The organism is Hylemonella gracilis (assembly GCF_004328645.1).
Lineage (GTDB): Bacteria > Pseudomonadota > Gammaproteobacteria > Burkholderiales > Burkholderiaceae_C > Hylemonella > Hylemonella gracilis_B.
Map to the genome: position 1 here is coordinate 2,509,680 of NZ_CP031395.1, position 26,799 is coordinate 2,536,478.

Here is a 26,799-nt window from a genome sequence, read left to right on the forward strand (position 1 = left end):
TGGGGCAGCGGCGTCGTCGACGCCGTTCGAACGGTCAGTCCACCGGACGTTCCGCGGCGAATGCCTGCGGCTTGGGCTTCCTCACGAAGGAGAGCAGCTTGGAAATGATCGGCCAGAACAGCATGAGCAGCGCCAGGGCGGTGATGCCGCCGACCAGGCCATTGGAGAACATGATGGCCAGGTCACCCTGGGATAGCAGCATGGACTGCCGGAATGCGTCTTCCGCTTTGTCACCCAGCACCAGTGCCAGAACCAGCGGCGCAAGGGGGTAATCCAGCTTCTTGAACGCATACCCGACCACGCCGAACAGCAGCATGAACCAGATGTCGAGCATGGCGTTGTGCACGGTATAGGCACCGATCGCACAGATCACGATGATCACGGGGGCGATGATCGAGAAGGGGATGCGCAGGATCGAGGCAAACAGCGGCACGGTTGTCAGCACCACCACCAGGCCCACCAGATTGCCCAGGTACATGGACGCGATCAGGCCCCAGACGAAGTCCTTCTGCTCGACGAAGAGCAGCGGGCCGGGTTGCAGACCCCAGATCAGCAGGCCGCCCAACAGCACGGCTGCCGTGGGGGAGCCGGGGATGCCGAGGGCCAGCATGGGCAGCAGGGCGCTGGTTCCGGCGGCATGCGCGGCGGTTTCCGGCGCGACCACGCCTTCCAGTTCGCCGTTGCCGAAATTGTCACCCCGCTTGGACATCTTCTTGGCCACGCCGTAGCTCATGAAGGAGGCGGGCGTCGCACCGCCAGGCGTGATACCCATCCAGATGCCGATGAGCGCACCGCGCAAGGAGGTCGCCCAGTAGGCCGGCAGTTGCTTCCAGGTGTTGAAGACGACCTTCGGATCGATGCGGGCGCTCTTGCCATTGAAGGCCAGGCCTTCTTCCATCGAGAGCAGGATTTCGCCGATGCCGAACAGGCCGATCACCGCGATCAGGAAGTCGAAACCGCGCATCAGTTCATGAAAGCCGAAGGTCAGGCGCAGCTGGCCGGTCACGGTGTCCATGCCGACGCAGGCCAGCGCGAAGCCCAGAGTCATGGAGGCGAGAATCTTGAACGGCGAACCCTTGCCCATGCCCACGAAAGAGCAGAAGGTGAGCAGGTAGACCGAGAAAAATTCAGGCGGGCCGAACTTCAGCGCGAACTTGGCGACCAGGGGCGCCAGAAAGGTGATCATGACCACCGCGATGAAAGCGCCGATGAAGGAAGAAGTGAAGGCACCGGTGAGCGCTTCGCCAGCCTTGCCTTGCTGCGCCATGGGGTAGCCATCAAAGGTGGTGGCCACGGACCACGGCTCACCCGGGATGTTGAACAGAACCGAAGTGATGGCACCGCCGAACAGCGCGCCCCAGTAGATGCAGCTCAGCATGATGATCGCCGAGGTCGGGTTCATGCTGAAGGTCAGTGGCAGCAGGATGGCCACGCCATTGGCGCCGCCCAGGCCGGGCAGCACGCCGATCAGAACGCCCAGGACGATGCCCACCAGCATCAGCAGGAAGTTCATCGGCGATATGACGGTCGCAAACCCGTGGAACAGTGCGTTGAGTTCTTCCATTTTCTTATGTCTCCGAAATTGATCCGCGCGTTTATTCAGTAACCCAGGAAGCTCAGCGGATCAAACGTGCCCTTGTGCAGCGGCACCTTGAACCAGACCTCGAACATCAGGAAGAACAGGGCGTTGACGGCCAGGCCGACGATGACGCTGCGGAGCCAGCCGTACTTGCCCAGGTACACCATGAAAAGGGTGATGTAGACGGCCGAAGCCACGTAGATGCCAATCAGATCCACCGCGGCCACGTAAACGACGGCAGGGACCAGCACGGCCAGCACGCGGCCCATGGACTCACGGTCCACGAAGGCCTCGGCGTTCTTCTCCTTGGCCTTGCCCTTGGCCATCAGCGTCTGGGTGAACACGCCGATACCGGAGATGCACAGGATGACCCCGATGTAGAAGGGGAAGTAGCCCGGGCCGGGGCCGTCGTCGCCCCATTCGGCGCCCAGTTGGCGGCTGCCGAACACCACCAGGGCGCCCAGGAGAAAGACCAACACCGCGACCACGGCGTCCACCGTGCCGTTGGTGGCGAGGGCGCGGCCCTCCTCGGAAGTTTGATTGGATTCCATGACGAGATAACTTCTGACGATTTCTGACTCAAAAAAGCCGGGCCCTGCAGACGGTGTTGTGTCGTCCTTCCAGGCCCGGCGTACTGGCTACATCCGTCGGACCGGGGCTTACTTCGCCAGGAAGCCGGCTTCGGTCATCAACTGGCGGTGATTCGCTTCGGCGGTCGTGAGCCACTTGGTGAATTCGGCGCCGCTCATGCTGGTCTGGTTGAAGGCGCCTTGTTCCATGGCGGCCTTCCACTCGGGCGTTTCACGCACCTTGGCCAGCAGATCCACGTAGTACTTGGTCTGGTCCGCGCTGACGCCGGGCGACGTGAAGATGCCGCGCAGCATCACGTAGTCGGTCGGCACCCCGGATTCCTTGCAGGTCGGGATGTCGTTCCAGCTTTGGGTGTCCGTCACCTTGGTCTTGTAGGCCAGACGCTGGTCGTCGAACACGCACAGCGCGCGCAGCTTGCCGGCGCGCCACTGGGCCACGGCTTCGGCGGGGTTGTTCACGGTGGAATCGATGTGGCCGCCCACGAGCTGCACGGCCACTTCGCCGCCGCCCTTGAAGGGCACGTAGATGAACTTGGTCCCGGTGGCCTTCTCAAGCCCTACGGTGATGATCTGGTCTTCCTGCTTGGAGCCGGTGCCGCCCATCTTCATCTTGTTCGGGCCCGCGGCCTTGACGGCGTCGATGTACTGCTTGGCCGTCTTGTAGGGCGCGTCGGCATTGACCCAGAGCACGAACTGGTCCAGCGCCATCATGGAAACCGGCGTCATGTCCTTCCAGTTGAAGGGCACACCCGTGGCCAGCGGCGTCGTGAACAGGTTGGACAGGGTGATGATGATCTTGTGCGGGTCGCCCTTGGCTTCCTTCACGGACAGGAAGCCCTCGGCACCGGCACCACCCGACTTGTTCACCACGATGAGCGACTGCTTCATCAGGTTGTGCTTGACGATGATGCCCTGGATCAGGCGCGCCATCTGGTCGGCACCGCCGCCCGTGCCTGCGGGCACAACGAACTCGACCGGCTTGCTCGGTTCCCAGGCCTGGGCTGACATCGGGGCGACCAGGCCGGTGGCCACGATGACGGCGGCGGCCACGGTGGCCACCTTGGTTTTCAGTCTGGCATGAAAGCTCTTCATCTTTGTCTCCTGTTGACGTTGCACCGTCGCCGACGGTTTTTGGACATGGAATTCTTGTTTCGATAGCCGCATCGAATGGACTCATTCGCATGAGCATCAATCGATGGGGCGTACTCTAAATTTTGGTGCTGAATTCCTCTTGATTGCGGTCAACTTTCTTTATTTTTCAGAGTCTCCCTAGGGTTTCCGTGATTGGGGCTTTTCCGAGGGAGATGGGTGGCGAATGCCATACAGGCAAGGGCAAACACCAGGGAAATACCGTTTGACACCACAAACAAAAAAGGCAGTCCTGTCGTATGACGGGACTGCCTGGGAGCAGGGCGCTGAATCGGCGGGACGTGATGTCAACGATGGCAGCGCATCACCGCTGCCGCAGTGCTTACATTTGCAGCTGGCAAAAAATCATCTTTCCATGTGCCATGCCGATGTCGTGATTCAGCATACTGCGCGAAGTCCGTTGTCGTGGGCGAATGTGGCGGCGTCCATCTTCTTGCCACTGACACCGTTGACGACGGCCTTGACCCGCATGACTTCGATTTCGCCGCCCTGGGTTGCGATGAAGAGCGACTGCGCGCCGATTTCAACGATGTCTCCCGGCTTGCCACGTACCGAGCCGAAGGTGCGCGTCACATGCTTGCGGCAGTCGTAGAGCGAGACCTTCATCACCCGACCTTCGGCGTCGTTCATCTCGCACCAGGCCCCAGGCGCCGGATTGCAGGCGCGGATCAGGTTGTAGACCTGGTCGACATGCCGGGTCCAGTGGATGCGCGCCTCATCGGCCTTGAACCAGCCTTCGTAGCTCGCCTGGTTTTCGTCCTGTGCGGTTTCGGTGTGACGGCCCGCGACAACCTGGTCAGCGGCTTCCAGCAAGGCCTGCACGCCCAGGGGGAACAGCTTGTTGAAATAGACCTCGCCCAGTGTTTCATCCGCATCGATCGCGCAGCGCTTTTGCAGGATCACCGGGCCTTCGTCCAGGCCATCGGTGGGGCGGAAGATCGTCAGGCCGGTTTCCGTCGCACCCAGCGCGATCGGCCAGTTGATCGAGGAAGGCCCTCGGTGCCTGGGCAGTAGAGACGGGTGGTACTGGATGGTGCCGTGCTTCGGAATGTTCACGAAGCTCTGAGGCGCGAACTGCAATACATAGGCCATCACGCCCAGGTCAGCGTCCAGCGCGCGCAGCGCGGCCTGGGCTTCCTCGCTCTTGAGGCTGGCGAACTGCAAGACGGGCAGACCGGCGGCTTCGGCCGCCTCTCGCAAGGCATCCGGCTTCTCGCCGGGCTGCTCGGGCTTGCAGAACACGCCGACGACGATGTCGCCCTGGGATTCACCACGCGCGAGAAAGGCGTGCAGCACGGCCTTGCCGAAATCCTGTTGACCGATGAGGGCGATGCGCATGAGATGGGCGGGGAGAGTCGTGTCGCGTGGAGAAAGGCCGTTGCGCGTGTTGGCAGCGGCGCGGAAAGAAGGGTGTCTGCAATGGTCCCACCGGACCGGCATCCTGAACCAGGGGTTCAGGTGGGCGAGGTCAACCCAGCCTTGGGTTCATCTGACGCGAGACGATCACGCTGGCGGGGCAATGTTCCAAGCCCTTGCTCAATGAGCATTGGTTCAAGGAAATATAAAGCCCGGCAGGCATTGCAGACGGTCGCATTGTAGGCGCAGCGTGGGGCCCTGCCCAGCCTCGCGTCGCCAGGCCGTCAAATCAGGCGACCGTCCTCGCCCAGGGCGGTATCCAGCCGGGCGATCAAGGTGCCCAAGGCCGCATCTGCCGGGGGCGACACCAAGGTGGGCATGGGAGTCGCCTCGCTCGTGCCTGCCTGGTCCGCGGGCACCGCCGTGGCGGCGGACGCACCCAGGTCAAACGCCAGGTTCAGCGCCGCGAGCACCGCGATGCGCTCGCGCGCCTTGATCTTGCCGGCGTCACGGATCTTGCACATGGCTTCGTCCACGCGTTGCACGGCCTGGCGCAGACGCTCCTCACCGCCTTCCGGCGCGCCCAGCAGATAGCTCTGTCCCATGATTTGCACTTCGAGCTGTTTCATGGGCTGTCCTTCAGGCCTTCCTTGTCGCCAGGTTCGGGGATGCGTTCGAGCAGCGCGTCCACGCGCGTGCGGGCCGCCAGCAGGCGTTGCTTGAGCTGGTCTCGCTCCGCGGTGAGCTCGTCGACCTGATCGACCAGCAGTTCATTGGTGCGTTGCAGTTCCTCGTAGCGCACGAGCAGGCGCTCAACGCGTTCGACCAGTGCTTCGATGGGGGTGGGGTCTGACATGGATCGTCGATGAAAGTGTTCCCATTCTAGGGTTTGCGAGAGATTTCGAACGTAGAATCTTCGCCGTTGGTGCTCGCGGCGTGGTTCACAGGCTGCGGTTCAACGGGAAGCAGGAAGGCGAGCCGTCACGCGGCAGGCCCAACCTGCGCTGCCCCCGCAACGGTAAGTGGACGGGTCCCTCGACCCCGCTTCCATCATTGGCCACTGGTTGCCTTGAACAAGCAGCCGGGAAGGCGATGGAGGTTGTTTCCACCAGCCCGGATACCGGCCAACAAGGTGGTTGCGTGCTTCTGCGCGCAACCGTGACGTCCATGCCCTGGCGGGGAAGCCGGGGAAGGACTTGGTTTGCGTTCCCCATCCAATGAAAACTTGCGTTTCCTTTCAGCGCCCGGCAGCGTTCGCGCTGTCCCTGGCCGCTGCGGCTTCCCTGCATGCCCAGACGACAGAACTCCCGCCCACTGTGGTGACCGCCACGCGCACCGAGTCGCGCGTCGACGCGGTGCTCAGCGACATCACCGTCATCACCCGCGATGACATCGAACAGGGCACAGGCCGCACCGTGGCCGAGTTGCTGGCCCGTGTGGCTGGTGTGCAGATGTCGTCCAATGGTGGCCTGGGCAAGACGTCGAGCATCTTCATCCGCGGCACGGAGAGCCGCCATGTGCTGCTGCTGGTGGACGGCGTGCGCGTGGGTTCGGCCTCCACCGGCACCCCCAACTTCGATAGCATTCCTCTTGAGAGCATCGAGCGCATCGAAGTGCTCAAGGGACCGGCCTCCGCCCTGTATGGCAGCGATGCCGTCGGCGGCGTGATCCAGATCTTCACTCGCCAGGGGCGCGAAGGCTTTTTCCCCTACGCCTCCGCCACGGTGGGCAGTGCTGGACGGCGTGAAGCCAGTGCGGGTCTGAGTGGTGGCTCTGGTGACGTGTCATACAGCTTGGGCGTGCAAACGCTGCGCGAAGACGGCTTCTCGGCGACCAACTCAAGCGTGGGTAGCAGTCATAACAGCGACCGTGATGGCGTTTCTCAACAAAGCGTGAATGCCTCCGCAGATTGGCGTTTTGCACCAGGCTGGAAGTTCGACGCACATTTGCTCCACGCCGACGGCGTGAACAACTACGACAGCGGCACCGGCAGTTATGACACGCATGCCGATGTCCTGACCCAAGGCTATGCCGTTGGCCTGGAAGGGCGGATGGTGCCGAATTGGAAATCGCGCCTCGCTTATGGCGGCAGCGATGACAATTCCACCAATCACACCGGGAGCCAACCGACGCGCTTCGATACGCACCAGGACCAGTGGACCTGGCTCAACGAGATCGGCACCCCACTGGGTCTGTTGCTGCTGGGAATGGAAAGCATCGAACAGCAAGTAAGCGGAACCACGGCATACACGGTTGATCACCGCACCACGGACTCCGTCTTTGCCGGTCTCAATGGCGAAGCAGGCGCCCATGGCTGGCAATTCAATGTTCGCAGGGACGACAACTCACAGTTCGGCGAAGCCAACACCGGCTTTGCTGGGTACGGATACAAGCTCGCCTCTGAGCTGCGCGCCCACGTTTCCTACGGCACATCCTTCAAGGCGCCGTCTTTCAATCAGCTCTACTACCCCAATTACGGCAACACGACCACCCAACCCGAGGAGGGCCGCAACCGCGAAGCCGGCCTGGCCTATACGCCCGGAACGCAGACCTACCAGGCGGTTTACTTCGACAACCGGATCAAGGGGTTCATCACGACGCAGCCCGCGGTCGCGAACATTCCTCGGGCACGCATCCAGGGCTGGACACTGAGCTACACCGGCCAATTCGATGCGCTGGACCTGCACGCCACGCTGGATCTGCTGGACGCTCGCAACGAAGTCACGGGCAAGCAGTTGCGTCGCCGGGCCGATGAACAATTGGCGCTGGGCGCGGATCACCGCGTCGGGGCCTGGAAATACGGCGCCACCGTGCTGGCGGCGTCCGAGCGTTATGACGATGACAAAAACACCGTCGAGCTGCCCGCGTACGCCACGCTCGACATCCACGCGGACTATGCGCTCAACCCGGATTGGTCCGTGCAGGCCCGACTGAACAACCTGGCCGACAAGGAATACCAGACGGCCAATGGCTACAACCAGCCAGGTCGCGCGGTTTACCTGACCCTGCGCTGGGCACCCCGTTGACGACGGGATGTCCCGTTAAGCTCGCCCCATGACATCCGCCGCACGCTGCCCCGCTCTGCTGATCGCCGCCCCGGCCTCGGGGCAGGGCAAGACCACGGTCACGGCGGCCCTGGCGCGCTTGCACACGCGCCAGGGGCGGCGGGTGCGGGTCTTCAAGTGCGGCCCGGATTTCCTGGACCCGTTCTGGCACACCTTGGCCAGCGGCGCGCCCGTGCACCAATTGGATCTCTGGATGACGGGCGAGGCCGACTGCCGCGCGCGCCTGCATGCGGCCGCGCGAGAGGCCGACCTGATCCTGGTCGAGGGCGTGATGGGCCTCTACGACGGCCAGCCCAGCGCGGCCGATCTCGCGCGGCAGTTCGGCCTGCCGGTGCTGGCCGTGATCGATGCCTCGGCCATGGCCGGCACCTTCGGCGCGCTGGCGCATGGCCTGCAGCACTACCAGGACGGTCTGCCTTGGGCGGGCGTGCTGGCCAACCGCGTGGGCAGCGCACGCCACGCGGGCATGTTGCGGCAGGGTTTGCGTGAGCCCGAGCACTGGCTGGGGGTCTTGTCACGCAATCCAGCCCTGGTTCTGCCTGAGCGCCACCTGGGCCTGGTGGCCGCGACCGAGCTGGAGGACGCCTTGCAACGCCTGGATGTCGCTGCCGATGCCCTGGCCGACGCGCCGCTCGGGCGCATGACGCTGGACGAGCTGCGCCAGCGCTGGAGCGTCGACTTCGACCTGCCGGTCGCGTCGCTGCCGGTGCCGAAATTGCTGCAGGGCCACACCGTGGCCGTGGCCCGTGACGCCGCCTTCTGTTTTCTCTATGCCGCCAACCTGGAGTGCCTGCAGGCCCTGGGCGCGCGCATGGTTTTCTTCTCGCCACTGGCCGACCGGGCCTTGCCCGCCTGCGATGCCGTCTGGTTGCCGGGCGGTTATCCCGAACTGCACGCCGCACGCCTGGCCGCCAATCAGGGCTTGCGTGACAGCCTGTGTGCCCATGTCGCGGCAGGCCGGCCCGTGTGGGCCGAGTGCGGCGGCATGATGGCCTTGTTTGAGCAGCTCACCGATGGCGAAGGCGTTACCCATGCGCTGTGGGGCCTGCTGCCGGGCAGCGTGACCTTGCACAAACACCTGGCCGCCCTCGGCCCGCAGGGTCTGCGGATCGGCGCCGATGAGTTGCGTGGCCACACCTTCCATTACTCCACCTGCGACACCCCTTTGCCAGCACGCTGGCGCACCCACCCGCCGGGTGCAAGAGCGGGCGTGGTCGGAGAGGGCGAGGCGGTTTACCTGCAGGGCAGCATCGTGGCCAGCTACTTCCACGCCTGGTTCCCATCGGCCCCGGCGCTGGTGGCACGCCTCTTGGGTGGGCTCGGCGGGCTGGGTGCGCAGTCAGGAGCGTTGGCCGCATGAGCACGCCCTTGACCTTCGCGCGCAGCGAACTCATCCTCGGTGGCCAGCGCAGCGGCAAGTCGCGCCGGGCCGAGCTGCTGGCGCGTGACTGGCTGGCCGCGTCCGCCGATCACCACGCCGTGCTGATCGCCACCGGGTGCGCGCACGACGAGGAGATGCGCACGCGCATCGAACGGCACCAGCGGGACCGTGCGCAGCGCGTGCCCGGCCTGCGAACGGTGGAAGAGCCGCTGCGCCTGGACCAAGCGATCGTGGCGCACAGTCGTGCTGACACCCTGCTCGTGGTGGATTGCCTGACCCTGTGGCTGACCAACCACCTGATGCCCGCGGACGGCATCGCGCGCGACGCCCCCGTGGACGCGCTGCTGCAGGCGCTGCGCAACGCGTCCGGCCCTGTGGTGTTGGTGGGCAATGAAATCGGCCTGGGCGTGATCCCGCTTGGGCGCGAGGTGCGTCAGTTCGTGGATGCCCTGGGCCGGCTCAACCAGGAAGTCGCCGCCCTCTGCGCGCGCGTGACCTTCATGGCCGCGGGCTTGCCGCTCACGCTGAAAGGAAACGCATGACATTGCGCCTTGCTCTTGCGTTCATCCTCACGCTGCTGATGGCCCAGGCTGGTCCGGCGCGGGCGTTTGAAATCACCGACCAGCGCGGTGTCACCGTACGCTTCGCGCAGAGCCCGCAGCGCATCGTCAGCCTGCTGCCATCGCTGACCGAAAGCGTGTGCGCGCTCGGCCAGTGCCAGCGCCTGGTTGGCGTGGACCGTTATTCCAACCATCCTGAGAGCATCGCACGCTTGCCGCGCTTGGGCGGCGGGCTGGACCCGAGCATCGAAGCCGTGGTGGCCTTGCGGCCCGACGTGGTGCTGCTGTCGGTCTCCTCGCGTGCGGGCGAGCGTCTGGAAGCTCTGGGCCTCAAGGTGGTGGCACTCGAACCCAAGACCCATGCCGATGTGCAGCGTGTGTTGAGGGATCTGGGCGTGCTGCTGGACTTGCCCGCCGCCGAGCCCGAACGGCTCTGGCGCGAGATCCAGGACGGCGTGGACGCCGCAGCCCGCAGCCTGCCGCCCGCAGCCCGCGGCACGCGGGTGTACTTCGAGGTCAGCCGTGGCCCCTATGGCGCGGGCGAGGTCTCCTTCATCGGCGAGACCCTGGCGCGCCTGGGCGTGAAGAACGTGATCCCGGCCGAGCTGGGGCCGTTTCCGCGCCTCAATCCTGAGTTCGTCGTGCGCGCCGATCCCGACCTGATCATGATCGGCAACCGCAGCATGCAGTCGCGCGTGCCGTATCCCGGCTGGGACCAGATGCGCGCCGTGCGCGGCCAGCGCCTGTGCGTCTACGGCGTGGACGACTCTGACGTGGTGGTGCGGCCCGGCCCTCGCATGGCCGAGGCGGCGCGCATCATGGCGCGCTGCATCCGCGAGAAGCTGGCCTTGCCCGGGCCCGTCGGCCCGGCGTCTGCCTCGCCGGCCACGCCGGGAGCCCGCCCATGAGACGCAAGGCGTCCCTGCTCGGTTTGGCGCTGCTGCTGCTGTCGGCCCTGCTGCTGGCGCTGGGCGCCAGCGTGGGCAGCACGGGTTTCGAGAGCGTGTTGCGTGCCGCGCAGGACCCGGTGGCCGCGCAGATCGTCTGGCAGATCCGGCTGCCCCGCACCCTGGGCGCGTGGCTGGCCGGTGCCTTGCTGGGCCTGGCCGGCGCGGTGGCGCAGGGCCTGTTCCGCAACCCCTTGGCCGATCCCTTCCTGCTGGGCAGTGCCTCGGGCGCCTCGCTGGGCGTGGCCTCAGCCATGGCCCTGCTGGGCACCACCCTGGGTGGCGCATCTGCCCTGGCCTGGCTCACGCGCCTGGGGCTCACGGGCGCGGCGTTCCTCGGCGCGGTGCTCGCGGTGCTGCTGACCCTGCAGCTCGCGCGCGGCGTGCAGCACACGCTGCGCCTGCTGCTGGCCGGCGTCATCGTCGGGGTGGTGCTGGGCGCGGCCAAGGACCTGATCACCCTGGCCGCGCCCGACATCGTGCCGGCCATGCTGGGGTTCAACCTGGGCAGCGCGGGTTTCGTGGGCTGGTCGGGCTGCGCGCTCATGGCCGGCCTGGGCCTGCTCTGCGCCCTGGCGGCGTGGGTCTGCGCGCGCGCGCTCGACGGCCTCAGCCTGGGTGAGGCCACGGCGGCCAGCCTGGGGCTGCCGCTGGTCCGCATGCGCGTGGTGTTGGTGGCGGTGCTGGCGCTGGCCACGGGCACGGCCGTGGCCCAGACCGGCTTGATCGCCTTCGTGGGACTGGCCGCGCCGCACCTGGTGCGTTCCATCGTCAAGACCCCGCACGATCGCCTGCTATTGCTGGCCGCCTGCATGGGCGGCTTGCTGTTGATGGCGGCTGACATCCTGGCGCGCTGGCTGATCGCGCCGCAGGAACTGCCCGTGGGCGTGCTCACGGCCGTGCTGGGCGGCAGCTACCTGCTGTGGCTGATGCACCGGCGCACCCGGGGCGGGGGAGGGCTGGCATGAGCCTGCGTGACCTTCAGACCTCGGTCGCGGCGAACCAGGACGCAGCGGAGCCCGTTTCCGCCCTGAGCGCGCGCGGCTTGCGTGTCACCCTCGGTCAGGCCGAAGTCCTGCACGCCATCGACCTGGACCTGGGCGCCGCGCGCTGGACCAGCATCGTCGGCCCGAACGGCGCCGGCAAATCCACCCTGCTCAAGGCCCTGGCGGGCTTGCTGCCTCAGGCCCGGGGTGAGGTCCGCTTGATGGGGTTGCCGCTGCCCGGCCTGCCGGCCCGGGCCCGCGCGCGCCGCCTGGCCTGGCTGGGCCAGAACGAGGGCGCCAGCGACGATTTGCCGGTCCATGACGTGGCCATGCTGGGCCGTCTGCCGCACCAGGCCTGGCTGGCTCCGCCCAGCGCGGCCGACCACGCGGCCGTCGAACGTGCCTTGCGGTCCACCCAGGCCTGGGACTGGCGCGACCGGCCGCTGAGCCAGCTTTCCGGTGGCGAGCGCCAACGCGTGCTGCTGGCGCGTGCGCTGGCCGTCGAGGCCGAGGTGCTGCTGATGGACGAGCCGCTCGCCAACCTGGACCCACCCCATCAGGCCGACTGGCTGGCCGTGGTGAGCGCCCTGGTCGCGCGCGGCGGCACCGTCGTCAGCGTATTGCACGAGATCAGCATGGCCCTGCACGCCGACGCCTTGGTGGTGATGGCTCAGGGCCGAGTCGCCCACCATGGCGCCAGCGGCGACCCAGCCACCCATGCGGCGCTGACGGAAGTCTTTGAGCACCGCATTGCCATCCATGCGATGGGCGGGCAGTGGGTCGCCTTGCCCGTGATGCAGCCCGAGCGTCCCGGTTGAGTCGGCCGCATTTCGTTTTTCCGTCCCCCGTTCTTCAATTTTCACCAAGGAGTCAGACCATGCACATCGAACCCGGACTGGTTGATGCAACCAAGATCTTCCTGAGCTACGCCACCGGCACTGCCGCCGCCGTTTATGCCAGCAAGCTGGCGTTTGAGGCCCTCAAGAAAGACGGGCCGCTGTCCCTGCTCGCACGCAGCCTGCTGTGCATGGGCTTGGTGTTCTGCTTCTTTGAAGTGCTGCCCCATCACCCCGTCGGTGTGTCGGAGGTGCACCTGATCCTGGGGACCACCTTGCTGCTGGTTTTCGGCGTGGCGCCCGCCGCGCTGGGTCTGGCCGGCGGCCTGGCAATCCAGAGCCTGTTCTTTGCCCAGCAAGACCTGCCGCAGTACGGCATGAATGTCACCACTTTGCTGGTGCCCCTGTTTGCCACGCATGTCCTGGCGCGCCGCATCGTGCCCGAGAACATGGCCTATGTGGACCTGAGTTACCTGCAGGCTTTCAAGCTGTCGGTCGCCTACCAGGGCGGCATCGTGGTCTGGGTGGCTTTCTGGGCGCTGTATGGCCATGGCTTCAATGCGGCCAATCTCGCCCAGATCGGCAGCTTTGGCGCCGCCTACATGACCGTGGTGCTGCTGGAGCCCCTGGTCGACCTGGGCGTGCTGGCCGGGGCCAAGGCCGTGCACCGCCTGCGCGGCAGCGCCTGGGTTGAGCAACGCCTCTACCAGGCCGCCTGAACCTTCCCGCCATACCACGCCGCTGCAGAGGAGCCCGCCATGGAGATCGAAGCCCCGCCCATTTCACGCGACACCCCTAAGCCTCAGGGCGAACGCCGTGGCCTGGTGCTGGTGCACACCGGCACCGGCAAGGGCAAGAGCACGGCCGCCTTCGGCTTGGCCCTGCGCGCGCATGGCCGCGGCAAGGCCGTCAAGGTCTACCAGTTCATGAAAGTGCCCACGGCGCGCTTCGGCGAGCACCGGCTGTTCGAGCAACTGGGCATTCCCATCGAAGGCCTGGGCGATGGCTTCAGCTGGAAGAGCCGCGATCTGGACCACTCGGCCCAGCTCGCGCTGGATGGCTGGGCCAAGGCCGAGGCCACGATTCGTGCGGGTGAGCACTTCATGGTGGTGCTGGACGAGATCATGTACCCGCTGCGCTACGGCTGGATTCCGCTGGAGGCCATACTCAGCTGCCTGCGCGAGCGTCCGCCGCAGGTGCACGTGGTGCTGACGGGGCGCAATGCGCCCGCCGAACTGGTGGAACTCGCCGACACCGTGACCGAGATGACCCTGGTCAAGCACCACTTCAATGCCGGCGTGCCGGCGCAACGTGGCATTGAAGACTGAAGCCGTGTCTTTTTCCATGATCCACCCTGGCATGCCCTTGCGCAAGAAACATCGCGTGCGCACGGTGTCTTCGCTGGCGGCCTTGGGCTTGCTGTCCTGCATGGCCTCGGCGCAACCGCCGCAGCGCATCGTCACGCTCTCGCCTTCCTTGACCGAAGCCATCTGCGCCCTGGGTCACTGCGCCCAGTTGGTGGGCGCCGACCGGTATTCGAGCTGGCCCGAGACTGTGCAGGTCCTGCCCAGGGTTGGGGGACTGGAAGACGCGCAGATCGAGCGTATCGTGGCGCTGCGTCCCGACATGGTGTTGCTCGGCCCGCGCAGCCGTGCAGGCGAGCGGTTGTCGGCGCTGGGCGTGCCGGTGATGACGCTGGACAGCCGCACCCACGCCGATCTGAAGCGCATGCTGTTGACGCTGGGTGACGCGCTCGGCGAGCCCACGCGCGCCACCGAACTGGTGGCGCGCATCGACGCCGAGCTGGATGCCGCCGCTGAACATCTGTCCGCCGCGCTGCGCGGACGCTCCGTCTACGTGGAAGTGGCGGCGGGCTCGGCCGCCAGCACCGCAAGTTTCATCGGCGAGACGGTGGCCCGGCTGGGCCTGGTCAACGTGGTGGGGGGCGAGCTGGGCTTGTTTCCCAGGATCAACCCCGAATTCCTGCTGCGCCGCCCGCCCGACATCATCATCGGCCCGCGTGCCTCGCTGACCCCTCCGGCCGAGCGCCCGGGCTGGAACACGCTGCCCGCCGTGCGCCAGAACCAGCTTTGCCTGCTGGACGCGGACCGCATGGACCTGCTCTCGCGCCCCGGACCGCGCCTGGGCGAGGCCGCGCGAATGCTGGTCGATTGCCTGAACGCCTTGCCCTCGCGCGAGTCGCGCAGACCATGACCTAATTTTTCTTCAAGGACCTTCCATGTCATCCCGAAAAATTCCCGCCACCATCGTCACCGGCTTTCTGGGCAGTGGCAAGACCACGCTGCTGCGCCATTTGCTGGCCAATGCCCAGGGACGTCGTATCGCGGTCATCGTCAACGAATTTGGCGAACTGGGCATCGACGGTGAAATCATGCGCGGCTGCGGCATCGGTTGTGACGACAACGGCGAAAGCAACGGGCAGCTCTTCGAGCTGGCCAATGGGTGCCTGTGCTGCACCGTGCAGGAAGAGTTCGCACCCGTGATGGAAATGCTGGCAGCGCGCCGCGACCAGATCGACCACTTGGTCATCGAGACCTCGGGCCTGGCCCTGCCCAAGCCGCTGGTGCAGGCTTTCCAGTGGCCCGCGCTGCGCAGCACCTTCACGGTGGACGCCGTCATCACCGTGGTCGACGCGCCTGCCGTGGCCGCGGGTGACTTTGCCGACGACCCCGTGGCGGTCGACGCGCAGCGTCGCGCCGATGAGAACCTGGACCACGACTCGCCCCTGCACGAGCTGTTTGAAGACCAGTTGGCCACGGCGGATCTGGTGGTGGTGCACAAGACGGACGGGGTCAGCGCCGACGAACTGGCGGGCGTGGAGGCGGTCATCCGCGCCGAGACCCAAGCCGGCGTGAAGCTGGTGCATGCCCAGCACGGCCGCCTCGACATCGGTGTGCTGCTCGGCCTGGAGCGTGCGGTGGAAGACCAGATCGATCAGCGCAAGACCCACCACGACGACGAGGAAGACCATGACCACGACGCCTTCGATTCGGTGCAGGTGGCATTGGAGGTGACGAACCGCGAATCCCTGCTGGATGCCTTGCGCGCGCTGGTGGCACGCCACGAAATCTACCGTGTCAAAGGCTTTGTGGCCTTGCCCGACGCGGCCATGCGCCTGGTGGTCCAGGGCGTGGGCTCGCGTTTCGACAGTTATTTCGATCGGCCTTGGGTGATGGGCGAGTACCGTCAGTCGCGCCTGGTGCTGATCGGTTCGGAGCTCGATGGCGCCGTGCTGCAGGCCGAGCTGGACGCTGCGCTGGCGGCGCCCGTGGCGGCGTAAGCGGCAGGCCGGCTGAACAACACACAGACACCCCATGCATCTGCTTTCCACCCGCCCTGGAGGCCATGTCGAAGACGGTGGCCAGGGCGTGGTGCGGGTGGTCCAGACCCCGGGTGACATCGTGGTGCTCAGCGCGGCCGACACCACCTTGGCCTTGCTGGCCGACGCGGCGCGGCAGCTGCCCGCTGATTTCCCGACGGTACGTCTGGCCAATCTGATGTGGCTGCGTCAGCCGGCCTCGGTTGATCTGTACGTGGACGAGGTGCTGCGGCATGCGCGCGTGGTGGTCATCGACCATCTGGGCGCGGCCAGTGACTGGGCTTACCTGGTGGAGCGCGCGCAGCAGTTGGCGCGCTCGCATGGCAGCCATCGGGGGCTATGGCTGGCCCTGTTCTCGGGGGACTTCGGCGAAGACCTGCAACTGCTCCTTCGCAGCACCGCCGCCCACGACGACTGCCGCCACCTCTGGCGCTGCCTGCGCGAAGGTGGGCCGGACCATGCGCGTAATTTCTACGCCTTGATCGGGCACGCCGTGTTCGGCATCGGGGATCGGCCCGAGCCCCCCATGCCCTTGCCGCCTGCCCTGGTGGTGCCGTCGCAGGGCGTGGTGGCGGACCTGCCCTGGCGGGAGGGCGCGCCGCTGGCGCTGCTGGTGTATTACCGCGCGCATTGGCAATCCGGCAACACGGCGGTGTTCGAAGCCCTGCAGGTCGCGCTGTCCGCGCAAGGGCTCAACAGCCTGGCCGTGGCGGTGGACTCGCTCAAGAACCCGGCCAGCCTGGCCTTGCTGCAGGAACAGGCGCGGCAGCACCGCGCGGGCGTGGTGCTCAATGCCACCAGCTTCGCGCTGAGCAGCCTGGACGCGCAGGATGGCGACGGCATGCTGGAGGCACAGACCCATGCACTGGCCGGTGACGCCCCGGTGCTGCAACTCATCACCGCGGGTTGTGCGCAGGAGCAGTGGCAGGCCGACCCGCATGGCCTGAGCCCGCGGGACCTGGCTATGCAGGTGGTGCTGCCCGAGGTGGACGGCCGCATCGTCACTCGCGCCATCAGTTTCAAGGGCTTGGCCTGGCGCTGCGAGCGCACCGAGGTCGACGTGGCGCGTTACCAGCCCGAACCCGAGCGCATCGCCTTCGTGGCCGAACTCGCACGCCGCTGGTGCGCGCTGCGCGACAAACCGAACACGGACAAGCGCGTGGCCCTCGTCCTTGCCAACTATCCGAACGACGACGCGCGCCTGGCCAACGGCGTGGGCCTGGACACACCGGCGTCCACCGTGGCTTTGCTGCGCGCCATGCAGGGCGCTGGCTATGCAACAGGTGATCTGCCCGACAGCGGCGACGCGTTGATCGCCGCCCTGGTGGCCGGCGTGACCAACAACCTGGGCGCCAACGACCTCCGGCCCGCGGGGCAGAGCCTGTCCATGGCCGACTACCTGCAGGATTTCAATCAGCTCGACCCCGCCAGCCGCGACGCGGTCAGCGCACTGTGGGGCGCGCCCGAGCGCGACCCCATGGTGCGCAGCGGCCGTTTCATGGTGGCCGGCCTGCGCCTGGGGAACGTGTTCGTCGGCATCCAGCCCGCGCGCGGGCGCGATCTCGACCTGGTGGCCAGCTACCACGACGCCGATCTGGTGCCCACGCACAACTACCTGGCGTTCTACTTCTGGCTGCGCCGCCAGTTCGCGGTGGACGCGGTGGTGCATGTGGGCAAGCACGGCAACCTGGAGTGGCTGCCGGGCAAGAGCGTGGCCCTGGGCGCGGCTTGCTGGCCCGATGCCATCCTGGGCCCGCTGCCGCATCTCTATCCCTTCATCGTCAACGACCCGGGCGAGGGCAGCCAGGCCAAGCGCCGCGCGCAGGCCGTCATCATCGACCACCTGATGCCCGCCCTCACGCGCGCCGAAACCTATGGCCCGCTGCAGGAACTCGAACGTCAGATGGACGAGTACTACGAAGCGCTGTCGCTGGACCCGCGCCGTGCCCGCTTGCTGCGCGCAGACATCCTGGCCCACGTGCTGCGCGCAGGCCTGCACACGGAGCTCGGCTTCACCCAGCCTGCGGATGACGCTGGCCGCGAAGCGCTGCTGCAGCGCCTGGATGCCTACCTCTGCGAGATCAAGGAATCGCAGATCCGCGATGGCCTGCATATCCTGGGCAGCTCGCCCGAAGGCCGCCAGCGGATCGACACGCTGGTGGCGCTGGCGCGTTTTCCCGCCGGCACCGCCGCAGGCCAGCGCAGCCTGTTGGTGGCCTTGGCACAAGACTTGGCCCTGGAAGGTGTGGACGGTTTCCATGCCCTGAATCCTGAATGGGCCGCTCCTTGGAACGGTCCCCGTCCCGCCGTGCTGCAGGCCTTGAGCACCGAAGCCTGGCGCCATGCCGGCCACACGCGTGAGCGGCTGGAGTTGCTGGCGCGTGAGCTGGTGCAGCGCCACGTGTTGGGTGAGGCGCTGGCCAGCGCCGATGAACTGCAGCCATGGCCCCACACCGCTCCCGTGCTGCAGCGCATGTGCGCCGTGCTGCGCCCGCGCCTGGACGCCTGTGGCCCGCAGGAGATCGCGCAGTGCCTGGCCGGCCTGTCCGGTCGCGCGGTGCCGGCCGGCCCCAGCGGTGCGCCCTCGCGCGGTCGGCCCGACGTGCTGCCCACGGGGCGCAACTTTTATTCGGTGGACACGCGCGCCGTGCCCACCCAGACCGCTTACGCCATGGGCGCCGCCGCAGCCGAGCGCCTGGTCGAGCGCCATCTGCAAGACCATGGCGTGATGCCGGGGCAAGTGGGCCTCTCGGTCTGGGGCACCAGCACCATGCGCACGGGCGGCGAGGACATCGCCCAGGCCTTCGCCCTGCTGGGCGTGCGGCCCAAGTGGGCGGCCGGCAGCAGCCGGGTGGTGGACATCGAGGTGCTGCCCATGGCCGTGCGCAACCGCCCACGCGTGGACGTGACGCTGCGTGTCTCGGGGTTCTTCCGCGATGCCTTTCCCAATGTGATCGACCTGTTCGATACGGCCGTGCGCGCCGTTGCCGCCATCAACGAGGACGACGAACCCGACGACGTGAATCCCATCCGCGCCCGCGTGCGGCGCGAGGCCACGCAGGCACGGGCGCGGGGTTTGGATGCCGAGTCCGCGCAACGACAGGCCAGTTGGCGCGTGTTCGGCCCGCGTCCCGGTGGTTACGGGGCGGGCCTGCAAGAACTGATGGCCAGCAGGCGTTGGAACGATGGCGCCGACCTGGCGCAGGCCTATCTGCGCGCGGGTGCCTTCGCCTATGGGCAAGGCGAGGGTGGCCACGGCGTGCCCGCGCGCACGAGTTTCGAGCAGCGCCTGGGCGGCCTGGACGCGGTCCTGCACAACCAGGACAACCGCGAGCACGACGTGCTGGATTCGGACGATTACTACCAGTTCCAGGGCGGCATGGCCGTGGCGGTGGCGCAGTTGGCGGGCAGGGCGGCGGCGCTCTACCACGGTGATTTCAGCGTGCCTGGGGTGCCGCGCATCCGCAGCCTGGGCGAAGAGGTGGCGCGCGTGGTGCGTTCGCGTGCCGTCAACCCCAAGTGGCTGGAGGGCGTACGCCGACACGGCTACAAGGGCGCGTTCGAAATGGCTGCCACGGTGGATTACCTGTTCGCCTTCGACGCTACCACCGGTGTCGTGGGCGACCACCAGTACGCTCTGGTGGCCGAGGCTTATCTGCACGACGAGACCAACCGCGCTTTCCTGCAGCAGCACAACCCCGGTGCCCTGCGCAGCATCGGCGAACGCCTGCTGGAGGCCATGCAGCGCGGCCTGTGGGCTGAGCCTGGCGAACACCGCGCGCGCATCGAAGACCACCTGCTGGCGCTGGAGCGCCGGCTCGAAGAACACGGAGAAGGACCTTGGCCATGACCACCCCGCATGCATCCGCGTACGCACCCGCTCCTACGGCAGAGTCTGCCGTACGCCTGCCTTTCCCCTTCACCGCGCTGGTGGGGCAGTCGCAACTGCAACTGGCCTTGCAACTCGCGGCCATCGACCCGGGCATCGGCGGCTTGCTGATCAGCGGCCCGCGCGGCACGGCCAAATCCACCGCGGCGCGCGCGCTCGCCGCGCTGTTGCCCGGCGCGCCCTTCGTGACGCTGCCGCTGGCGGCGAGCCTGGAGCAACTGGTGGGCACGCTCAACGTGGAAGACGTGTTGCGCGATGGCCAGTTGCGCCTGGCGCCCGGCATGGTGACCCGCGCGCACGGCGGCGTGCTGTACGTGGACGAAGTCAACCTGCTGCCCGATGCCCTGGTGGACGCGCTGCTGGACGTGGCCGCCAGCGGCGTCAATACGGTGGAGCGCGACGGCATTTCGCAGCAGCACGCCGCGCGCTTCGTGCTGGTGGGCACCATGAACCCGGAGGAGGGTGACTTGCGTCCGCAGTTGCTGGACCGCTTCGGCCTGTCCGTGGCGCTGAGTAATCCGGTGGATGCGCAACAGCGCGCCGCCATCCTGCGCGCGCGCCTGGAATTCGACGCGGACCCCGCCGGGCTGGTCGCGCGGCATGCGCCGCAGCTGCAGGCTTTGGGTGCTGCCCTGGTGGCGGCACGCGCGGCCTTGCCGCGCCTCGCCTGGTCGGATCAGGTGCTGCGCCACGCCGCGGACCGCGCGCTCGAAGCCGGGGTGGACGGCTTGCGTGCCGACCTGGTCATGCTGCGTGCCGCGCGTGCGCTGGCCGCGCTGCAGGCACGCGACGAGGTGACGGTGGTCGATGTGGACGCCGTGGCCGAACTGGCGCTGGCGCATCGCCGGCTCCAGCGGGTGGAGCGGGCCGAGGGGCAGGGACGATCGGAGCCGCAAACCCACCCACAGACCCTTGCGCAAGCGCCTCCGCGTTCCCAGGACCACCCGCTTGCTGCCAACCATCCGGCCGCCGGGTCCAACGCCGTCCCCACTCCCGCCCCGCAAGGCGATTGGGGCGCCTTGCCCGCCCAGCCCGTGGGCCTGACGCCCGTGCAGCGCATCGCGGGGTGGCCGCCAAAAAAAGCCTAGGCCACCCCGGCCGCCAGCCCCGCACGGGGCCTGGCGGCGGGCGGTGGCCCCTCCCGACCATGTTGCCCCAACGTCCTTCCGTCAGCACACTCGCGCCCGGCGCACGGCCCCTCGGTACGGCGATCGCCTGGTTGTCGACTTTGATCGCCAAGGGGCCCGCGCCCTTGCAGCGCCAACACCTGCGTCGCCCGCCCCAGGCCTTGCGAGCAGCGCGCCTGCACTGCATCGTGCTCGACACCTCGGGCTCCATGCGCCAGCAGGGGCGCCTTGCGCTGGCCAAGGGGCATGTGGCCCTGCTGCTGGAGCGGGCCGCACGAGAGGGCGACGACGTGGCTTTGCTGGGTTTCGGCGGGCGGGGGGTGGAACTGCTGCTGCCGCCGGGGCGCGCCCGCGCATCCGGCGCTCAACGCGTGCGCCCGCTGGGTGGCGGGGGGGCACACCGCTGGCCAAAGCCCTGGCCGAGGCGGACCGCCTGCTGCAACGTGCCGCCCGCTCAGCCCCAGGGCATGCGGGCGACCGGCCAGTGGAGCGCTGGCTCTGGCTGCTCACTGATGGCCGCACGCTGGAACAGCCCCAGGCACCGCGTGCTGCGCAGCAATTGATGATCGTGGACTTCGATGACCCGCACGGGCCTCTGGGCCGCTGCGCCGTCTGGGCGGCCCGTTGGGGTGCCACGCATCAGCGTCCCGAGGACACTCGGTCACCTTTTCCCAGGGCATCCCTGCCATGACCACCATCGATATGACCGCGAGCGCAAGCAGCGAACTGGCCAGCACCGAAATCGTCGTTTGCACGACCTGCCGCCCGGCCGGCACTCCGCGTGAACAGACGGCGCCGGGCCAGCTTCTGTACGACGCGGTGCAAGCCGCACTGCGGCCCCCGTCCGGTGCGGGGCCGTCGGACGGCCTCGCAGGCCACGCCGCAGACGTTGCCGAGGCAGGCGCGACTGCGCCCGCCTCGGTCCCGCGTCTGAAGCTGCGGGGCCTGGCCTGCATGAGCGGCTGTGACCGTGCCTGCACGGTGGCCTTGCAGGCGCCGGGCAAGTTCACTTACTACTTTGGCGACCTGGGCGCCGATGCCGAGACCGCGGTGCAGTTGATCGCCTGTGCGCGCCTGCACCGCGACAGCGCCGACGGCACCTTGCTGCGCAACGCACGGCCCGAGCGTCTGCGCAGTGGCATTCTGGCCCGCTTGCCGCCTGTGGCGTCGGTATCGACATGAGCGTGGCACACCTGCACGCAATGGGCGGCGCGGTCACGTGCGCCGTGGCGGTCTGGGTGGCCCTGGTCGTCGACCGCTGCTGGGGAGAACCGCGCGCGCGCCTGCATCCCGTGGTGTGGATGGGCCGTTACCTGGGCTGGGCGGGAGACAGGCTGCAGCGCGGTGCCGTGCAACAGCCGGAGCAGCGAGACTGGAAAATCTTCTGGCGCGCGGCGTTGCTCTGGTGCATGGGTGTTGCTATCGTTTCAGGAGCGACCTGGGGCTTGCAGACTGTCGCGCTGATGTTGCCATGGTGGGCCGCGGGCCTGGCCCTGGGATTGCTGCTCAAGCCCTTGTTGGCCTGGGCTTTGCTGCGCGACGAGGTTCAGGCCGTGGAGGCCGCGCTGGGCCAGTCGCTGGCCGCGGGCCGCGAACGCCTGCGCTGGCTGGTGAGCCGCGACGTGGCCCCGCTCACGGAAATCCAGGTACGTGAAAGTGCCATCGAGACCCTGGCCGAAAACCTCAACGATTCGGTGGTGGCGCCCTTGTTCTGGTTCGCGCTACTGGGCCTGCCCGGCGCCGCGCTCTACCGCTTCGCCAACACGGCCGACGCCATGTGGGGCTATCCCGGCCTGTACCAGGGCCGCAACTGGGCCTGGGCCGGCAAGTGGGCCGCGCGTGCGGACGATGTGCTGAGCTGGGTGCCGGCACGCCTCACGGCGGCCTTGCTCTTGCTGGCTGCGGGCTTGCGCAGCTTGGCCTGGGCGCGAAGGCTGCCGGCCCAGGCGCGCCAGACGCCGTCGCCCAACAGCGGCTGGCCCATGGCGGCCATGGCGCTGGCACTCGGTCTCCGCCTGAGCAAACCCGGTGTGTATGTGCTGCACGCGCAGGGGCGCGCGCCCCAAGCGGCGGATGCCGCGCGTGCGGTGCGTCTGGGCGCGCGCGCCTTGGTACTGGGGGCTGTTCTGGCCTCGTTGGCTTTGTTCTCGGTCGCTCCGTTGGGCGTGGGGCTGCGGTCATGAACCTCGGACCGCATCAAGAACTTCACGGGGGCCCGGATGCCCTGGGTGTGCCACGATTCGACTTTTCCACCAACGCCAATGCCTGCGGGCCTTGCCCTCAGGCGCTGGCCGCCGTGCTGCAGGCCGACGCCGCGCATTACCCGGACCCGAGCTACCTCGCCCTGCGCAGCCGCTTGGCCGAGTTCCATGGTGTCGCTCCCGCGCGGGTGTTGCTGGCGGCCAGCGCCAGCGAATTCATCCACCGCGTCAGCGCCTGGGTCGCGCAGCGCGGTGCGCGCAGCGTCTGCCTGCCCGCGCACAGCTACCGCGACTACGCCGCCGCGGCCCAGGCCTGGGGCCTGCGCTCGGTTCCATCGCCGCGCGATGCTGGACTGAGCTGGGCCTGCGAGCCCTCCAGCCCGCTGGGGCAGGCGCAGCCCGAACTGCACGCCTGGGTGCACGATGCCCCGTTGTGTGTGCTGGACCGTGCCTACGAGCCGCTGCGCCTGGAGGGCGTGGCCAGCCTGCGGGAGAGCGAGCTGGACCAGGTCTGGCAGCTGTGGTCTCCGAACAAGGCCTTGGGTTTGACGGGCGTGCGCGCGGCTTATGTGATCGCGCCGCTGCAGGCTGATCCAGCCGATCCAGCAAGCGCCCCATCCGTGGCCCAGCTCGAGGCCTTGTGCTCTTCCTGGCCGTTGGGCGCGCACGGCGTGGCCCTGTTGCAGGCCTGGACCACCGCCGAGGCGCAAGCCTGGGTGCGGGCCAGCCTGCTCACCTTGCAGACCTGGAAGACCCGGCAGATCGGTCTGTGCACGGCGCTGGGGTGGCGCTGCGCGCCGAGCCTGGCCAACTTCTTCTGTGCCGACACCGGTTTGTCGGCCGCCGCACTGGCGCAGGCTTTGCGGGCTTTGCGCGCGCGCGGCATCAAGCTGCGCGATGCAGCCTCCTTCGGTCTGCCGGGCTGGGTGCGCCTGGGCGTGCTCGCGCCGGAGGCCCAAGACGCCTTGCGCGAGGCCTGGTTGGAGCTGCTGCCCGTGCGGTCGTCGCCGATGCCGATGAATGCTCGCGCACAGGAAGGGACGGTGCAACGATGAACGCCCCCCCACGCTCCCGCGCCGTCATGGTGCTGGGCACCACCAGCGGCGCTGGCAAGAGCTGGCTCACCACGGCCTTGTGCCGCCACTACGCGCGGCTGGGCCTGAAGGTGGCGCCCTTCAAGGCGCAGAACATGAGCAATAACGCAAGGGTTGTGGCCCCCACGCTGGTCGCTTCGCGTACTGCGCCGCCCCCCGAGGGGGTTAATTTTCCTTGGGGCGGCCCGGCGGAAAATTGGCTTGCTGGCGGCGAGATCGGCTCGGCCCAGTATTTCCAGGCCTTGGCCGCGCGCGCCGAACCCGAGGTGCGCATGAACCCGTTGCTGCTCAAGCCTGAGCGTGACACGCACAGCCAGGTTGTGCTGCTGGGCCAGGTCGATGAAGCGCTCACGCGCATGGGCTGGCGCGGGCGCAGCGAGAAGGTCTGGCCCACGGTGGCGTGCGCGCTGGACGAACTCATGGCCGAGAACGACGTGGTGGTGATCGAGGGGGCGGGTTCACCGGCCGAGATCAACCTCATGGACAGCGACATCGTGAACCTGCGCGTGGCCCGCCACGCGCACGCACGCTGCCTGCTAGTCACCGACATCGACCGTGGCGGCGCTTTTGCGCATCTCTACGGCACCTGGGCCTTGCTGCCCGAGATGGACCGCGCGTTGATCCACGGTTTCGTGCTCAACAAGTTCCGCGGCGATGCCAGCTTGCTGGCTCCGGGCCCACAACAACTGCAGGAACTCACGGGCGTGCCCACGGTGGCGACGCTGCCCATGTGGTGGCAGCACGGCCTGCCCGAGGAAGATGGTGTTTTTGATACGACCCCCACGCTCGGCACTGGCGTGTCCTCGCTGCCCCCCGAGGGGGCTCGCGCGCCTAGGGGCGGCCCGTCGGCGCTTGGTGGCCCCTACGCCACAAGTGGCGCGATCCACACCCGCATCGCCGTCGTGGCCTACCCGCGCATCAGCAACCTCGACGAGTTCCAGCCGCTGAAGAACGTGCCGGGCGTGGCCCTGCGCTGGGCGCGTGGCCCGGCCGACCTGGTGGGCGTGGATTGGGTCATCCTGCCAGGCTCCAAGCACACGAGCGGCGATCTGGCCTGGCTGCGCGCACAGGACCTGGACCGTGCCATCAGCGCGCATGCCGCGCAGGGCAGGGTGGTGTTGGGCATCTGTGGCGGCTTGCAGATGCTGGGCGAGGCGTTGATCGACACCCACGGCATCGACGGCAACGCGCCGGGCCTGGGCCTGCTGCCCCTGGTCACGGCCTTCGAGCCGGCCAAGACCGTACGGCGCACCGTGGCACGCTTGGGCGAGGCGCGCGGCGCCTGGTCCGCCTTGTCTGGCGTGGACGTGCGGGGGTATGAAATCCACCACGGCCAGACGGCCCAGCACCCGGCCATGGAGGCGGCGGGGGACGTGGCGCGCGAATTGATGCCGGGCCTGGCCTGGCAGAACGCCGAGGGCAATGTGCTGGGTGTCTATCTGCACGGCCTGTTCGAAGACCCGGCCGTGCTGCAAGCCCTGTTTGGCGCCCAGGTGCCCACGCTCGAATCCGTCTTCGAGCGCATGGCCGATTTCATCGCCGCGCATTTCGAACCCGGCGTGCTGGACCAGCTGATCGCCGACTGAAGAACCTTTCTTGATCTTTCTTGAACTTCATTGACTTTGTTTGACCTCCACCATGACCTTGCGTTTTGACCTCCCCACTGTTGCCGACCTGAACGATGCCGCGCTGGCCGCTCGCCTGCAGCACAAGATCGACCAGAAGACCAAGCCCCTGGGCTCGCTCGGGCGGCTGGAGTCCTTGGCCCTGCAACTCGGCCTCATCCTGGGCAGCGAGACGCCCGAATTGCGCGCGCCGCAGATGCTGGTGTGCGCCGGCGACCACGGTCTGGCCGCGCGCGGGGTCTCGGCCTTCCCCAGCGACGTGACCTGGCAGATGGTCGAGAACTTCCTGGCCGGAGGCGCTTGCGTCAGCGTGCTGGCGCGCCAGCACGGCATCGCGCTCACCGTGGCGGACTGCGGCGTGCGGCATGACTTCGCGCCGCGCCCTGGACTCGTCGATGTGAAAGTGGCGCCCGGCACGGCCGATGCGCTCAGCGGTCCGGCCATGACGGCCGACCAGTGTGCCCAGGCCCTGGCCAACGGCGTGTCCATCGTGCAGGGCCTGCCTGGCAATGCCTTGCTGCTCGGCGAGATGGGCATAGCCAACACCTCGGCCGCCGCGCTGTTGCTTGCACGTTTGGCGAATCTGGACATCGCCGATTGCACGGGCGCGGGCACGGGCCTGGACGCGGCGGCCGTGGTCCGCAAGACCGAGGTGCTGCGCGAAGTCTTGCTCAAGCACCCGCAGGCGCAGGCGCCGCTGGACGTGCTGGCGGCCTTCGGGGGGTTCGAGATCGCCACCCTGGCGGGCGCGGTGCTGCAGGCTGCGGCCGAGCGCCGCGTGATCGTGGTCGACGGTTTCATCGCCAGCGCCGCCGTGCTCGTGGCCGCCCGCCTCGACGCGCAACAGGCGCCGGCCGTGCTGCAGCGCTGCGTCTTCGCGCACCGCTCAGGCGAGCGGGGCCATGCGCTGATGCTGGCCCAGCTTCAGGCGCAACCGCTGCTGGACCTGGGCCTGCGCCTGGGCGAAGGCTCGGGCGCGGCCCTGGCCTGGCCGCTGCTGGTGTCGGCCTGCACCGTGCTGCGCGAGATGGCCAGCTTCGAATCGGCCGGCGTCTCCGAGAAAAATGCCTGAAG

Annotated in this window: 24 protein-coding genes and 1 riboswitch; of the genes, 18 read left to right on the forward strand and 6 right to left on the reverse strand. The window is 67.8% G+C overall.

The annotated features are described in order from the left end of the window. Nucleotides 1–34: 34 nt before the first annotated feature. From DW355_RS11830 to DW355_RS11855, 6 genes are all read right to left on the reverse strand, one after another. Nucleotides 35–1,564, reverse strand: coding sequence for a tripartite tricarboxylate transporter permease (locus DW355_RS11830; protein WP_131280326.1), 1,530 nt, complete (start codon nt 1,562–1,564; stop codon nt 35–37). Between the two features lie 35 nt (nt 1,565–1,599). Next, nucleotides 1,600–2,130, reverse strand: coding sequence for a tripartite tricarboxylate transporter TctB family protein (locus tag DW355_RS11835; protein WP_131280327.1), 531 nt, complete (start codon nt 2,128–2,130; stop codon nt 1,600–1,602). 108 nt (nt 2,131–2,238) lie between these two features. Further along, complete coding sequence (locus tag DW355_RS11840) at nt 2,239–3,261, reverse strand: Bug family tripartite tricarboxylate transporter substrate binding protein (RefSeq protein WP_131280329.1); 1,023 nt, start codon at nt 3,259–3,261, stop codon at nt 2,239–2,241. Nucleotides 3,262–3,696: 435 nt separating this feature from the next. Next, on the reverse strand, nt 3,697–4,656 hold the full coding sequence (locus DW355_RS11845) for a methionyl-tRNA formyltransferase (protein WP_131280331.1): 960 nt from the start codon (nt 4,654–4,656) through the stop codon (nt 3,697–3,699). A gap of 302 nt (nt 4,657–4,958) precedes the next feature. Continuing rightward, nucleotides 4,959–5,303 carry a cell division protein ZapA gene (locus tag DW355_RS11850; protein ID WP_131280332.1) on the reverse strand — a complete coding sequence of 115 codons (345 nt, stop codon included), beginning with the start codon at nt 5,301–5,303 and terminating at the stop codon, nt 4,959–4,961. Further along, nucleotides 5,300–5,530 (reverse strand): cell division protein ZapB, encoded by a 231-nt coding sequence (locus tag DW355_RS11855; protein WP_131280334.1) that lies wholly within the window; start codon nt 5,528–5,530, stop codon nt 5,300–5,302. Before DW355_RS11855 ends, DW355_RS11850 begins: the two co-directional genes overlap by 4 nt. A 50-nt stretch (nt 5,531–5,580) precedes the next feature. Beyond that, nucleotides 5,581–5,817, forward strand: a riboswitch (cobalamin riboswitch). 176 nt (nt 5,818–5,993) lie between these two features. Here DW355_RS11855 and DW355_RS11860 point away from each other — a divergent pair. The 18 genes from DW355_RS11860 (at nt 5,994) to cobT (ending at nt 26,797) form a co-directional block, all read left to right on the forward strand. After that, a complete protein-coding gene (locus DW355_RS11860; protein WP_242671131.1) occupies nt 5,994–7,700 on the forward strand; it encodes a TonB-dependent receptor domain-containing protein in 1,707 nt (568 codons plus the stop codon). Nucleotides 7,701–7,728: 28 nt separating this feature from the next. Continuing rightward, entirely contained in the window at nt 7,729–9,099 is a 1,371-nt protein-coding gene (locus DW355_RS11865; protein ID WP_131280337.1) for a cobyrinate a,c-diamide synthase, read from the forward strand. Continuing rightward, the gene (locus DW355_RS11870; protein ID WP_131280338.1) at nt 9,096–9,662 is read left to right on the forward strand and encodes a bifunctional adenosylcobinamide kinase/adenosylcobinamide-phosphate guanylyltransferase; all 567 of its coding nucleotides are present in this window, start codon (nt 9,096–9,098) and stop codon (nt 9,660–9,662) included. Before DW355_RS11865 ends, DW355_RS11870 begins: the two co-directional genes overlap by 4 nt. Beyond that, nucleotides 9,659–10,588 carry an ABC transporter substrate-binding protein gene (locus tag DW355_RS11875; RefSeq protein ID WP_131280340.1) on the forward strand — a complete coding sequence of 310 codons (930 nt, stop codon included), beginning with the start codon at nt 9,659–9,661 and terminating at the stop codon, nt 10,586–10,588. The genes DW355_RS11870 and DW355_RS11875 overlap by 4 nt, the downstream gene beginning before the upstream one ends. Next, complete coding sequence (locus DW355_RS11880) at nt 10,585–11,595, forward strand: FecCD family ABC transporter permease (RefSeq protein ID WP_131280341.1); 1,011 nt, start codon at nt 10,585–10,587, stop codon at nt 11,593–11,595. Before DW355_RS11875 ends, DW355_RS11880 begins: the two co-directional genes overlap by 4 nt. Then, nucleotides 11,592–12,431 (forward strand): ABC transporter ATP-binding protein, encoded by an 840-nt coding sequence (locus DW355_RS11885; protein WP_131280343.1) that lies wholly within the window; start codon nt 11,592–11,594, stop codon nt 12,429–12,431. Before DW355_RS11880 ends, DW355_RS11885 begins: the two co-directional genes overlap by 4 nt. A gap of 59 nt (nt 12,432–12,490) precedes the next feature. Beyond that, nucleotides 12,491–13,168, forward strand: a complete 678-nt coding sequence (locus tag DW355_RS11890; protein ID WP_131280344.1) for an energy-coupling factor ABC transporter permease — start codon at nt 12,491–12,493, stop codon at nt 13,166–13,168. Between the two features lie 39 nt (nt 13,169–13,207). After that, nucleotides 13,208–13,777, forward strand: coding sequence for a cob(I)yrinic acid a,c-diamide adenosyltransferase (cobO, locus tag DW355_RS11895; protein ID WP_131280346.1), 570 nt, complete (start codon nt 13,208–13,210; stop codon nt 13,775–13,777). Nucleotides 13,778–13,781: 4 nt separating this feature from the next. After that, nucleotides 13,782–14,663: an ABC transporter substrate-binding protein gene (locus DW355_RS11900; RefSeq protein ID WP_242671132.1), complete on the forward strand. Its 882-nt coding sequence runs from the start codon at nt 13,782–13,784 to the stop codon at nt 14,661–14,663. A gap of 25 nt (nt 14,664–14,688) precedes the next feature. After that, nucleotides 14,689–15,750 carry a cobalamin biosynthesis protein CobW gene (gene cobW / locus DW355_RS11905; protein WP_131280348.1) on the forward strand — a complete coding sequence of 354 codons (1,062 nt, stop codon included), beginning with the start codon at nt 14,689–14,691 and terminating at the stop codon, nt 15,748–15,750. Nucleotides 15,751–15,784: 34 nt separating this feature from the next. Next, a complete protein-coding gene (gene cobN / locus DW355_RS11910) occupies nt 15,785–19,639 on the forward strand; it encodes a cobaltochelatase subunit CobN (protein WP_131280349.1) in 3,855 nt (1,284 codons plus the stop codon). Continuing rightward, on the forward strand, nt 19,636–20,766 hold the full coding sequence (locus DW355_RS11915; RefSeq protein ID WP_131280351.1) for an AAA family ATPase: 1,131 nt from the start codon (nt 19,636–19,638) through the stop codon (nt 20,764–20,766). The genes cobN and DW355_RS11915 overlap by 4 nt, the downstream gene beginning before the upstream one ends. A 59-nt stretch (nt 20,767–20,825) precedes the next feature. Continuing rightward, nucleotides 20,826–21,368 carry a vWA domain-containing protein gene (locus DW355_RS11920; RefSeq protein WP_242671133.1) on the forward strand — a complete coding sequence of 181 codons (543 nt, stop codon included), beginning with the start codon at nt 20,826–20,828 and terminating at the stop codon, nt 21,366–21,368. Between the two features lie 124 nt (nt 21,369–21,492). Continuing rightward, nucleotides 21,493–21,987 carry a DUF1636 family protein gene (locus DW355_RS11925; RefSeq protein ID WP_242671134.1) on the forward strand — a complete coding sequence of 165 codons (495 nt, stop codon included), beginning with the start codon at nt 21,493–21,495 and terminating at the stop codon, nt 21,985–21,987. Then, nucleotides 21,984–22,988 (forward strand): adenosylcobinamide-phosphate synthase CbiB, encoded by a 1,005-nt coding sequence (cbiB, locus tag DW355_RS11930; RefSeq protein WP_131280353.1) that lies wholly within the window; start codon nt 21,984–21,986, stop codon nt 22,986–22,988. Before DW355_RS11925 ends, cbiB begins: the two co-directional genes overlap by 4 nt. Further along, entirely contained in the window at nt 22,985–24,061 is a 1,077-nt protein-coding gene (locus tag DW355_RS11935) for an aminotransferase class I/II-fold pyridoxal phosphate-dependent enzyme (RefSeq protein ID WP_131280354.1), read from the forward strand. The genes cbiB and DW355_RS11935 overlap by 4 nt, the downstream gene beginning before the upstream one ends. Then, a complete protein-coding gene (locus DW355_RS11940) occupies nt 24,058–25,686 on the forward strand; it encodes a cobyric acid synthase (RefSeq protein WP_131280356.1) in 1,629 nt (542 codons plus the stop codon). The genes DW355_RS11935 and DW355_RS11940 overlap by 4 nt, the downstream gene beginning before the upstream one ends. 52 nt (nt 25,687–25,738) lie before the next feature. After that, a complete protein-coding gene (gene cobT, locus DW355_RS11945) occupies nt 25,739–26,797 on the forward strand; it encodes a nicotinate-nucleotide--dimethylbenzimidazole phosphoribosyltransferase (RefSeq protein WP_131280358.1) in 1,059 nt (352 codons plus the stop codon). The last annotated feature ends 2 nt before the right edge of the window (nt 26,798–26,799 follow it).

Bases quoted from the DNA above. Each gene is read 5' to 3' on its own strand.
- DW355_RS11830 (WP_131280326.1), bottom strand. From the start codon at position 1,564: ATGGAAGAACTCAACGCACTGTTCCACGGGTTTGCGACCGTCATATCG.
- DW355_RS11835 (WP_131280327.1), bottom strand. From the start codon at position 2,130: ATGGAATCCAATCAAACTTCCGAGGAGGGCCGCGCCCTCGCCACCAAC.
- DW355_RS11840 (WP_131280329.1), bottom strand. From the start codon at position 3,261: ATGAAGAGCTTTCATGCCAGACTGAAAACCAAGGTGGCCACCGTGGCC.
- DW355_RS11845 (WP_131280331.1), bottom strand. From the start codon at position 4,656: ATGCGCATCGCCCTCATCGGTCAACAGGATTTCGGCAAGGCCGTGCTG.
- DW355_RS11850 (WP_131280332.1), bottom strand. From the start codon at position 5,303: ATGAAACAGCTCGAAGTGCAAATCATGGGACAGAGCTATCTGCTGGGC.
- DW355_RS11855 (WP_131280334.1), bottom strand. From the start codon at position 5,530: ATGTCAGACCCCACCCCCATCGAAGCACTGGTCGAACGCGTTGAGCGC.
- DW355_RS11865 (WP_131280337.1), top strand. From the start codon at position 7,729: ATGACATCCGCCGCACGCTGCCCCGCTCTGCTGATCGCCGCCCCGGCC.
- DW355_RS11870 (WP_131280338.1), top strand. From the start codon at position 9,096: ATGAGCACGCCCTTGACCTTCGCGCGCAGCGAACTCATCCTCGGTGGC.
- DW355_RS11875 (WP_131280340.1), top strand. From the start codon at position 9,659: ATGACATTGCGCCTTGCTCTTGCGTTCATCCTCACGCTGCTGATGGCC.
- DW355_RS11880 (WP_131280341.1), top strand. From the start codon at position 10,585: ATGAGACGCAAGGCGTCCCTGCTCGGTTTGGCGCTGCTGCTGCTGTCG.
- DW355_RS11885 (WP_131280343.1), top strand. From the start codon at position 11,592: ATGAGCCTGCGTGACCTTCAGACCTCGGTCGCGGCGAACCAGGACGCA.
- DW355_RS11890 (WP_131280344.1), top strand. From the start codon at position 12,491: ATGCACATCGAACCCGGACTGGTTGATGCAACCAAGATCTTCCTGAGC.
- cobO (WP_131280346.1), top strand. From the start codon at position 13,208: ATGGAGATCGAAGCCCCGCCCATTTCACGCGACACCCCTAAGCCTCAG.
- cobW (WP_131280348.1), top strand. From the start codon at position 14,689: ATGTCATCCCGAAAAATTCCCGCCACCATCGTCACCGGCTTTCTGGGC.
- cobN (WP_131280349.1), top strand. From the start codon at position 15,785: ATGCATCTGCTTTCCACCCGCCCTGGAGGCCATGTCGAAGACGGTGGC.
- DW355_RS11915 (WP_131280351.1), top strand. From the start codon at position 19,636: ATGACCACCCCGCATGCATCCGCGTACGCACCCGCTCCTACGGCAGAG.
- DW355_RS11920 (WP_242671133.1), top strand. From the start codon at position 20,826: ATGTTGCCCCAACGTCCTTCCGTCAGCACACTCGCGCCCGGCGCACGG.
- DW355_RS11925 (WP_242671134.1), top strand. From the start codon at position 21,493: ATGACCACCATCGATATGACCGCGAGCGCAAGCAGCGAACTGGCCAGC.
- cbiB (WP_131280353.1), top strand. From the start codon at position 21,984: ATGAGCGTGGCACACCTGCACGCAATGGGCGGCGCGGTCACGTGCGCC.
- DW355_RS11935 (WP_131280354.1), top strand. From the start codon at position 22,985: ATGAACCTCGGACCGCATCAAGAACTTCACGGGGGCCCGGATGCCCTG.
- DW355_RS11940 (WP_131280356.1), top strand. From the start codon at position 24,058: ATGAACGCCCCCCCACGCTCCCGCGCCGTCATGGTGCTGGGCACCACC.
- cobT (WP_131280358.1), top strand. From the start codon at position 25,739: ATGACCTTGCGTTTTGACCTCCCCACTGTTGCCGACCTGAACGATGCC.